This window comes from Pseudomonas sp. SWRI154, from assembly GCF_014268645.1.
Lineage (GTDB): Bacteria > Pseudomonadota > Gammaproteobacteria > Pseudomonadales > Pseudomonadaceae > Aquipseudomonas > Aquipseudomonas marvdashtae.
In genome coordinates, this window is record NZ_JABWQW010000057.1 from 1 (window position 1) to 1,974 (window position 1,974).

General features: G+C 59.0%; 1 protein-coding gene. It reads left to right on the top strand.

Going from position 1 to position 1,974, the window contains the following annotated elements:
- The first annotated feature begins 597 nt into the window (after positions 1-597).
- Entirely contained in the window at positions 598-1,899 is a 1,302-nt protein-coding gene (ltrA, locus tag HU806_RS26095; RefSeq protein WP_186615767.1) for a group II intron reverse transcriptase/maturase, read from the top strand.
- The last annotated feature ends 75 nt before the right edge of the window (positions 1,900-1,974 follow it).

Sequence of the window (1,974 nt, forward strand, 5' to 3'; positions counted from 1 at the left end):
TATGTGCGCCAGGCAAAGCTTGGTCGCCTGGGACTGACGGCGCAAGCCGTCACGAAATGGCGTAAGAAACTCAGCGGGTTTGAACCCCGCCCGGTAAAGGTTAGCCACCGACCGGAAGCGAGTCTTGCGTGGTGACCGGGTAACCGGCGCTGCGAAGCGTAGACAGCGAGCGTATAGGCCGTGTGATTGAGCCTCGAAATGTCCGCAGCGTGGAAGCCGACGCTCTATAAATGGCGGAAGGCCGCATGGAGATGCCGCAATGGCTTGGCATCGAAGTTCCACCGGGGTCAGAGAGCAGGGCATGTGCGCATGAGGGTTTCCCAGGAACCTGGGAGGCCCGTTGCTTTCCTCCATCCAACTACCGGTACCGGAAAGACCGGACCCGAACTTTCCAGGCCTGCGGTGGTGGTGTCGATCCGCTGCAGGAGCGTCGCTATCGACACGGTGGGGGTGCGGCTGTGCGACGAGAAAGGAGTGCAGTCGGAAGAGGCAACGGGAGTCGGAACGCTGCGTAGTACCGCTGAAACCGGGGAACAGACCCGACTGGACCCGGCGGAGGGAAGGCGGCGTCGGTAACAGGAATCGCAGGGGGGAAACATGACAGGTGCCCAGGAACCTGAGGATGTGTACACGAAACACCTGCGAATAGCACGGCAGGCACGAAATCACCCGGACAGGGCATTCACGTCACTGGCTCAACATATCGACCTTGCATGGTTGCACGAGGCGTATCGACGTACCCGCAAGCAGGGGGCGGCCGGTATCGACGGGCAGAGCGCGAAAGACTATGCCCGTCATCTGGACGCAAATCTGCAAGGGTTACTGGAGCGTGCCAAGAGCGGTACGTACCAGGCTCCGGCGGTACGTCGGGTGCATATCCCGAAAGGCGATGGCAAAAGCACGCGGCCCATCGGCATCCCGACGTTCGAGGACAAACTTCTCCAACGGGCGGTGGCCATGGTGCTGGAACCACTCTACGAACAGGATTTCCATCCTGACTCTTATGGGTTTCGGCCAGGCCGCTCGGCTCATCAGGCCTTGGAAGTGTTGTACCAGCGTCTGAGAAACATGGGCGGTGGCTGGGTGCTGGAGTTGGACATACGGTCGTACTTCGACACGATTGACCATGCTCTGTTGCGAGGATTCGTGCAGCAACGGGTAAAGGATGGTGTGCTCAACCGCCTGATCGGTAAATGGCTGAAGGCGGGCGTGATGGAACACGGGCAATGGCAACGCATGGAGGCCGGTTCACCCCAAGGCGGTGTGATCTCGCCATTGTTGGCGAATATCTATCTCCACCATGTATTGGATGTCTGGTTCGAACGCGAAGTAAAGCCGCGGTTGGTTGGCAGCAGCTCTATGCTGCGTTATGCCGATGATGCTGTGCTGGTTTTCGCCAACGAGCGGGACGCCAGGCGGGTAATGGAGGTACTGCCCAAGCGCTTCCGCCGGTTTGGTCTGGAGTTGCATCCGGATAAGACGCGGTTGGTGGGTTTCAAGCCCGCAATACCAGGTCGAGGCAGAAGCTTCGATCTGCTGGGATTCACTCATTACTGGGGGCGATCCAAGTCAGGCTGTTGGACGATTTATCGGAAAACTGCCAAGGATCGCTTTCGGCGAACGCTCAGGCAGATCAGCCGATGGTGCCGTGTGAATCGGCATCAATTCGTGCGAGACCAGCATGTTCAACTGGTTCGCAAGCTGAGAGGGCACTTCGCCTACTTTGGGATTCGCGGCAACTATCGGTCGATGGGTGCTCTACGTTTTCGCGTCGAGCGCATTTGGATCAAGTGGCTGTCGCGTAGATCGCAGCGCGGGAGGTTGAACTGGGAGAAAGCAGCGCAGCTATTAAAGTTGCTTCCCTTGCCAGCACCACGGATTAGCAAACCCTGTTACTGAGGAGCCGGATGCGTGAATTGCGCACGTCCGGATCTGTGGGAGGCCGGCCCAGGTAACTGGCCGGTCGACCCGACT

What these genes read in the sequence shown, in the direction of transcription:
- ltrA (WP_186615767.1), top strand. Translation starts at nt 598, where the DNA reads ATGACAGGTGCCCAGGAACCTGAGGATGTGTACACGAAACACCTGCGA.